The sequence below is a fragment of the Streptomyces albidochromogenes genome, from assembly GCF_005981925.1.
GTDB classification, from domain to species: Bacteria; Actinomycetota; Actinomycetes; order Streptomycetales; family Streptomycetaceae; genus Streptomyces; species Streptomyces albidochromogenes.
The window spans coordinates 1-6,608 of the sequence record NZ_VBVX01000340.1 but is presented as its reverse complement, the minus strand read 5'-3'; the positions used below and the strand labels follow the sequence as shown (position 1 = coordinate 6,608).

Sequence of the window (6,608 nt, the reverse complement as noted above, 5' to 3'; positions counted from 1 at the left end):
CTCGGGCGGCGGGGGCGGGGGAAGCGGCGTACGGCGAGACATGAGCACGACACTACCCAGAGCCCCGCGGGCCGGATCAGGCCACGTCCACCGACTCGAAGCGCCAGCGGTGGACCGCCCGCGTGATCAAACCCGCCTCGGGTTCCGGCAGTTCCGGCAGGTCCGCGTCGAACCGCGCGTCCCACCAGGTCAGTACGAGCACCCGGTCCTGCGGGGCCCGCAGGATCTCGGCACGCACCGGCTCCGCCGCGAGCACCCGTGCCTGCGCCCGGGCCCACTCCAGCAGTTCCGCGCCCCGGCCCTCGGCCGCGCGGGCCTCCCACATCAGGGCGACGGTCATGAGTAGAGGTTGTCCTTGCTCATCTCGTGGACGTGGTCGTGGTCGTGCGGGTGACCGTGCCCGGTGCCCGGTACGTGCGGCTCGGTGACCGGCAGCGAGGAGTCCGCCGACAGGTCCCAGTCCGACGCCGCCCGGCCCCGCGCGACCATCTCCGCGCCGAGGGCCGCCACCATCGCCCCGTTGTCCGTGCACAGCCCCGGCCTCGGCACCCGCAGCCGGATGCCGGCCCGCTCGCACCGCTCCTGCGCGAGCGCCCGCAGCCGCGAGTTGGCCGCCACACCGCCGCCGATCATCAGGTGGTCGACGCCCTCGTCCTTGCACGCCCGTACCGCCTTGCGGGTCAGCACGTCGACGACCGCCTCCTGGAAGGACGCCGCCACGTCGCGCACCGGCACCTCCTCGCCCGCGCTGCGCTTGGCCTCGATCCAGCGCGCCACCGACGTCTTGAGGCCGGAGAAGGAGAAGTCGTACGCCGCGTCGCGCGGGCCGGTCAGGCCGCGCGGGAAGGCGATCGCCTTCGGGTCGCCCTCGCGGGCGAGCCGGTCGATCACGGGCCCGCCGGGGAAGCCCAGGTCCAGTACCCGCGCGATCTTGTCGAACGCCTCACCCGCCGCGTCGTCGATGGTCGCGCCCATCGGCCGTACGTCGTTCGTGATGTCCGGCGCGAGCAGCAGCGACGAGTGTCCGCCGCTGACCAGCAGCGCCATCGTGGGCTCGGGCAGCGGGCCGTGCTCCAGCTGGTCGACGCAGATGTGCGACGCCAGGTGGTTCACGCCGTACAGCGGCTTGCCCAGCGCGTACGCGTACGCCTTGGCCGCGGAGACGCCCACCAGCAGCGCCCCGGCGAGCCCGGGGCCCGCCGTCACCGCGACGCCGTCCAGGTCGGAGGCGGCGACGCCGGCCTGCTTCAGCGCCCGCTCGATGGTCGGAACCATCGCTTCCAGGTGGGCGCGGGACGCGACCTCCGGCACCACACCGCCGAAGCGGGCGTGCTCGTCCACGCTCGACGCGATGGCGTCGGCGAGCAGGGTCGTACCGCGCACGACGCCGACGCCGGTCTCGTCGCAGGAGGTCTCGATGCCGAGGACGAGCGGTTCGTCAGCCATGGTGATTCTCGGTTTCTCGTACGGAGGGCGCGGGGTTCGCCGGGTCGGTCGTCGTCGTCAGCCGCATCACGAGCGCGTCGATGTTGCCCGGCTGGTAGTAGCCGCGCCGGAAGCCGATCGGCTCGAAGCCGAAGCGCTCGTACAGCTTCTGCGCGCGGGTGTTGTCGACGCGCACTTCGAGGAGCACCTCGGCGCATTCGAAGGCGGTCGCGTGCCCCAGCAGATCGGTGAGCAGCCGGGCCCCGAGGCCGGTCCCCCACTGGTCCTTGGAGACGGCGATGGTCTGCACGTCGCCCTGCTCCCCGGCGGCGGCCAGGCCGGCGTACCCGACGATCCGGCCCGCCTCCTCGGCCACCACGTACCGGCGGGTGGCCTGCGGCCCGCGCGCGTGGGCGAGTTCGGACCAGAACATGCCGGGCGACCAGGCGTCCTCGGGAAACAGCTCGCGTTCGAGTTCGAGCACCGGGTCGATGTCCCACCAGCGCATTTCTCTCAGGCAAGCGGTCACTGGGGAGTGACCACCTTGTAGTTCTTGGGGACCTGGGCGTCGGGCCGGCGCAGGTACAGCGGCAGCGGCGGCAGGAAGGGCTCCCCCGCCGCGAGCTTCTCGGCGGCGAGCGACGCCAGCGCGCCCGCCGACTGGTGCTCGGGTCCGCGCGCGTCCCCGAACGCCTCGGGGTAGAGCAGCGCCCCGGAGCCGACCACCGGAAGGCCCGCGAGCTGCTCCGCGATGTCGGCGGGCCGGTCGACGGCGGGCTCGGACACGCGGGTGCGGGCGTCGTCGTAGCGCGCCCAGTAGACCTCCTTGCGGCGCGCGTCGGTGGCCACCGCGAAGGGCCCGGTGAGCCCGGCGGCGTACGCCAGCCCGTCCAGGGTGCACAGGCCGTGGACCGGCACGCCGAGCACGAGGCCGAAGGTCTCGGCGGTCGCGAGCCCGACGCGCAGCCCGGTGTACGGACCGGGGCCGACGCCCACGACGACGCCGGTCACGGCGTCGAGTTTCAGGCCCGCCCCGGCGAGCACCCGGTCGACGGTGGGCAGCAGCAGCTCCCCGTGGCGGCGGGCGTCGACCTGGCCGGCCTCGGCGACGACGGAGTCACCGTCGTGGAGGGCGACGGTGACGGCTGGGGTGGCGGTATCAACGGCGAGCAGGAGCACACAAACAGCCTACGGCCCGTGCGAGGGGAGCACGGCGTCCCCCGCCCCTCCCGGCCCCTGCGCTACCGTCACCACAAACACGCCGGCGGTACGGACACGAGGTGGAGCAAGGTGGCAAGGAGCAGCTCGGGAATGGTGGCCGGGCTCACCGCGATGGCCGTGGCGGCGGTCGCCTTCCTCGCCTACCAGGCGTCGGCGAGTGCCCCCTCCCCCGCCCAGCTCGCCGAACCGCGGGCCGGAAAGGCCCCCGCGGCGCACGCCACGCACGCGCCCAAGGCGCCGGTGAAGAAGGACGCCCTCGCGGTGCCGGCCCAGTCGGGCACGGGCACGCGGGTGGTGTACGCGCTGGCCGAGCGGCGGGTGTGGCTGGTGGACGGGAACGGCCGGGCCACCCGGACGTTCAAGGTGGCGCCGAGCACGGTCAGTCCGCCGCCGGGTTCCTACGCGGTGGGCTCGCGTTCGGGACTCATCACCGGCTCCGACGGGGTGCAGGTCGAGCACGTCGTACGGTTCACGACGGTCGAGGGCGTGCCGATCGGCTTCAGCGCGGCGGTGGACGGCTCGATGCGGACCCCGGACCCGCGGAACAAGACCGGCGGCGTTCGCATGCGGCGGCCCGACGGCGACGCGCTGTGGAGCTTCGCGACGGTCGGGGTGAAGGTCGTCGTCGTCCCGTAAATACGCTCGTACGAGCTACGGCGGCGCGCGGGTCTACGCGGCGTCGCGCCGCTGCTCGCGTTCCTCGGCCGGGGCCCCGGACGCCTCGTCCTCCTGCGGCTGCTCTCTGGGCGGCGTGGAGACGGCGGTGGCCGCCACGCACGAGGCGAGCAGGTCGCGCATGGAGAGCGGCTGGGTCACTTCTCGTTCTGAAGCCGGCATGGATGCCTCCTGGGCTCCGGTTGAGCAGGCGTGGTTAGGTAGACCTAACCAGGTCTCGGTATCCATGTGACCACGCCCGGGCTCACCGGCGCAACATCTTGCCGACGTCTTGTCGGAACGTACGGACGTCAGGCGCCCAGCGCGGCCAGGTCCTCGCCGGCCCACCGGGCCCCGATCCCGCTCACCGTCACGCGGCGCACGTCGTCGTCGGCGTCCCCCACGGCCCGGTGGATCACCACGTGGAGCCGGTCGTCGGACAGCTCCTCGACCTTCCCCTCGCCCCACTCCACGACGACCACGGAGTCCGGCAGCGAGACGTCGAGGTCGAGGTCCTCCATCTCGTCGAGCCCGCCGCCCAGCCGGTACGCGTCGACGTGCACCAGGGCGGGCCCGCCGGTCAGCGGGGGGTGGACGCGGGCGATGACGAACGTCGGCGACGTCACGGCGCCGCGCACTCCGAGGCCCTCGCCGAGCCCGCGGGTCAGCGTCGTCTTGCCCGCGCCGAGCTCACCGGTGAGCATCACCAGGTCACCGGGGCGCAGCAGCTTCGCGAGCCGGCGCCCGAACTCCTGCATCAGGTCGGGCGAGTGGACGGTGAGGACGGCGGTGACGTCAGCCGCCGGGCTGTGCGGTGCTTCCATACGTCCCAACGTTAGCGTCTGCCGGTACGGCGCCCACCCGGGCCAGCAGGTCCGCGAGCCGGTCGGTGACCACCTCGGGGTGCTCCAGCATGACCAGGTGGCCGGCGTCCGGCACTATCACCAGCTCGGCGTCCGGCAGCAGACGGGCGATGCCCTCGCTGTGTTCGCTCGGCGTCACGAGGTCCTTGTCGCCCGCGAGCACCAGCACCGGCACCTCCGCGAAGATCTCCAGCGCCTCGGCCTTGTCGTGGTCGGTGAACGCCGGGTAGAACTCCGCGACCACGTCGATCGGCGTTCCCTCGATCAGCCGCTCCGCGAACCGCGCGACGGCCGGGTCGACGTCCCGCGAACCGAACGAGTACCGCTTGATCAGACCGGCGAACAGGTCCGCCGTGGCCCGCCGCCCCCGCTCGACGATCTCCGCCTGTGTGCCGAGGGCGCGCAGCACGCGCGGCAGGACCCGGCGCACGGCGTTCACGCCGGCCACCGGCAGGCCGAAGTTGACCTCGCCGAGATTCCCCGACGACGTACCGACGAACACGGCGCCGACGACGCGCTCGCGGATGAGTTCGGGGTACTGGTCTGCCAGGGCCATCACCGTCATGCCGCCCATCGAGTGCCCCACCAGCACCAGCGGCCCCTTGGGCGCGGCGGCGTCGATCACGGCCTTCAGGTCGCGCCCCAGCTGCTCGATGTCGACCGCGACCCCACGGGCCTGGCCGGCGCCGCGATCCGAGCGGCCGTGACTGCGCTGGTCCCAGTGGACGGTCCGTACGACGCCCCGCAGCGCCGCCCGCTGGAAGTGCCACGAGTCCTGGCTCAGGCAGAAGCCGTGGCTGAAGACGACGGTGACCGGGGCCGGGGTCCTGCGCCCGAAGAGACGGCGCCGGCGCGGTCCCGACGAGGCGCCGTCCGACTCCACCTCGTCCACCTCGTAGTAGATCTCGGTCCCGTCGTCCGCGAGGGCCTGCCCCGGCATCCCGCGCAGGGCGCCGTACGGCCCGGCGGCGTCCAGCGCCAGCCGCGCCTTCTTCCGCATGCCCCGGCCGACGGTCAGCCGCTCCAGGGCGACCCCGGCCGCCGCGCCCGCCGCGACCACACCTATCGCGGCGCCGGCCACACCCGCCCGGCGCCAGTTGCCGACGGCCGAGGTGGCGACCTCGGCCGCCACCTCCGCCACCTCCGCCACGCCGGGCGCGCTGCTCTCGCTCACGGTGCCGCTCTCCTAGCTGTCGGGACTGCCGGGTTCCTCATCCACATAGACGCGTGGTACCCGCGATCCGATGCGAGTGACAATCTCGTACGCGATCGTGTCCGCCGCCCGCGCCCAGTCCTCGGCCGTCGGCTCACCCCGGTCGCCCGGTCCGAACAGCACCGCCTCGTCCCCCGGCTCCACCGCGTCCGCCCCGAGGTCGACCACGAACTGGTCCATGGCGACCCGCCCGGCCACCCGCCGCCACTTGCCGCCGACGAGCACGGGGCCGGTGCCGGACGCGTGGCGCGGCACACCGTCGGCGTACCCGACGGGGATCAGCCCGAGGTTCGTCTCCGCCGGGGTCACGTAGTGGTGCCCGTAGCTGACGCCGTGCCCCTGCGGCACCCGCTTGACGAGGGCCACGGAGGCGGCGAGCGTCATGACGGGCCGCAGCCCGAAGTCGGCGGGCGTGCCGAGCTCCGGGCTCGGGGAGACGCCGTACATGGCGATGCCGGTCCGTACGAGATCGAAGTGCGACGCGGGCAGGGTCAGCGTCGCCGGGGAGTTGGCGATGTGCCGGACCTCGGGCTCGGCCCCGGCCTTCTCCGCGTGCTCGACCAGGTCGCGGAAGACGGCCAGTTGAGCGTCGATCGAGGGATGCCCGGGCTCGTCCGCGCAGGCGAAGTGCGACCAGAGCCCGGTCACCCTGACGGCGTCCGGCGCCTCCAGCGCCCGGCGCACCAGCTCCGGCCAGTCGGCCGGCTGGCACCCGTTGCGCCCGAGTCCGGTGTCCGCCTTCAGCTGTACGCGCGCCACCCGCCCCGCCGCCCGCGCGGCGGCGGTCACTTCCTCCAGCGCCCACATCCCGCTCACGGACACGTCGATGCCCGCCTCGACCGCCTCGCGCCAGGGCCCGCCGGGCGTCCACAGCCAGCACATCAGCGGCCCGTCGAACCCGGCGGCGCGCAGCGCCAGCGCCTCGTCCGGGGTCGCGGTCCCCAGCCAGGTCGCCCCCGCGTCGAGGGCGGCGCGGGCGCAGCGCACGGCGCCGTGTCCGTACGCGTCGGACTTCACCACGGCCATCAGCTGGGCGCCCGCCGCGCGCGCACGCAAAGCCCGCACGTTGGCTCGCAGGGCCGCCAGGTCGATCTCGGCGCGGGCGCGCATGGGGGTATGGGTCATCGCGGTCATCGCGCCAAGTGTCTCAGAGCCGTACGGCAGCCTCGGCGCGCCTCGCATCCACCGACCGGCCGCAGCGCCGGGCCCGCGCCGGGGGGGCGGGCCCGGCG

The 6,608-nt window shown here is 74.0% G+C and carries 9 protein-coding genes; 1 reads left to right on the top strand and 8 read right to left on the bottom strand.

All coding sequences use genetic code 11. From position 1 onward, the window contains the following. Positions 1-76 precede the first annotated feature (76 nt). From E2E34_RS29365 to tsaB, 4 genes are read right to left on the bottom strand one after another with little or no spacing between them, the layout of a single operon-like run. Entirely contained in the window at positions 77-340 is a 264-nt protein-coding gene (locus E2E34_RS29365) for a hypothetical protein (protein ID WP_138904911.1), read from the bottom strand. Continuing rightward, a complete protein-coding gene (gene tsaD, locus E2E34_RS29360) occupies positions 337-1,446 on the bottom strand; it encodes a tRNA (adenosine(37)-N6)-threonylcarbamoyltransferase complex transferase subunit TsaD (protein WP_138904910.1) in 1,110 nt (369 codons plus the stop codon). The genes E2E34_RS29365 and tsaD overlap by 4 nt, the downstream gene beginning before the upstream one ends. Further along, on the bottom strand, positions 1,439-1,933 hold the full coding sequence (gene rimI, locus E2E34_RS29355; RefSeq protein WP_138899051.1) for a ribosomal protein S18-alanine N-acetyltransferase: 495 nt from the start codon (positions 1,931-1,933) through the stop codon (positions 1,439-1,441). Before rimI ends, tsaD begins: the two co-directional genes overlap by 8 nt. Positions 1,934-1,950: 17 nt before the next feature. After that, a complete protein-coding gene (gene tsaB / locus E2E34_RS29350; protein WP_138904909.1) occupies positions 1,951-2,604 on the bottom strand; it encodes a tRNA (adenosine(37)-N6)-threonylcarbamoyltransferase complex dimerization subunit type 1 TsaB in 654 nt (217 codons plus the stop codon). A gap of 111 nt (positions 2,605-2,715) precedes the next feature. On the opposite strand from tsaB, the gene E2E34_RS29345 reads away from it, so the two are divergent. Continuing rightward, a complete protein-coding gene (locus E2E34_RS29345) occupies positions 2,716-3,282 on the top strand; it encodes a hypothetical protein (protein ID WP_425573372.1) in 567 nt (188 codons plus the stop codon). A 33-nt stretch (positions 3,283-3,315) separates the two neighbouring features. Here E2E34_RS29345 and E2E34_RS35695 read toward each other — a convergent pair whose 3' ends face one another. From E2E34_RS35695 to alr, 4 genes are all read right to left on the bottom strand, one after another. After that, the gene (locus E2E34_RS35695) at positions 3,316-3,483 is read right to left on the bottom strand and encodes a hypothetical protein (protein WP_167518414.1); all 168 of its coding nucleotides are present in this window, start codon (positions 3,481-3,483) and stop codon (positions 3,316-3,318) included. A gap of 128 nt (positions 3,484-3,611) precedes the next feature. Further along, positions 3,612-4,124: a tRNA (adenosine(37)-N6)-threonylcarbamoyltransferase complex ATPase subunit type 1 TsaE gene (gene tsaE, locus E2E34_RS29340; protein ID WP_138898811.1), complete on the bottom strand. Its 513-nt coding sequence runs from the start codon at positions 4,122-4,124 to the stop codon at positions 3,612-3,614. After that, positions 4,096-5,337, bottom strand: coding sequence for an alpha/beta fold hydrolase (locus E2E34_RS29335; RefSeq protein WP_138904908.1), 1,242 nt, complete (start codon positions 5,335-5,337; stop codon positions 4,096-4,098). The genes tsaE and E2E34_RS29335 overlap by 29 nt, the downstream gene beginning before the upstream one ends. Before the next feature lie 12 nt (positions 5,338-5,349). Further along, complete coding sequence (alr, locus tag E2E34_RS29330; protein WP_208765371.1) at positions 5,350-6,501, bottom strand: alanine racemase; 1,152 nt, start codon at positions 6,499-6,501, stop codon at positions 5,350-5,352. Between the last annotated feature and the right edge of the window lie 107 nt (positions 6,502-6,608).